1 protein-coding gene is annotated in these 536 nt (G+C 76.3%); it reads right to left on the minus strand.

Annotated elements, in window-relative coordinates; translation table 11 throughout:
- Positions 1 to 536, minus strand: a 536-nt coding sequence (locus G3I65_RS52030) for a phosphopantetheine-binding protein (protein WP_203612740.1), incomplete at both ends; no start/stop codon positions are given.

Consider the following 536-nt stretch of genomic DNA (forward strand, 5'->3'; position numbering starts at 1 on the left):
CGACCAGCCGGGCCAGCGCGGCGACGCTCGGCGCGTCGAAGATCGCCCGGGCCGCGAGGCGGACGCCGAACGTCCGGCGCACCCGCGACAACGCCTGCACCGCGAGGATCGAGTCGCCACTGGCGGCGAAGAAGTCGTCGTCGGCACCGAGGCGGGACACGCCCAGCACGTCGGCCAGCACGCGAGCCAGCTCGCGTTCGGTGTCCGTCCGCGGCTCGGTGCCGCGCTCCCCCGGCTCCGCGGGCGGCACGGGCAGCGCCCGGCGGTCGACTTTCCCGTTGCCGCTCAACGGAAGCGCGTCGAGGACGACGAACGCGGACGGCACCATGTAGTCCGGCAGGGTCGCGGCGGCGACTGCCCCCAGGTCGCCGGGTTCGGCGTCCGGCGCCGCGACGACGTAGGCGACCAGCCGCTTGGCGCCGGGCCGGTCCTCCCGGGCCACGACCACGACCTCGGCGACCCCGGGCGCGGCGGCGAGCACCGTCTCGATCTCGCCCAGCTCGACGCGGAAGCCGCGGACCTTGACCTGGTCGTCG

The organism is Amycolatopsis sp. SID8362, from assembly GCF_010550475.1.
Taxonomy (GTDB): Bacteria; Actinomycetota; Actinomycetes; order Mycobacteriales; family Pseudonocardiaceae; genus Amycolatopsis; species Amycolatopsis eburnea.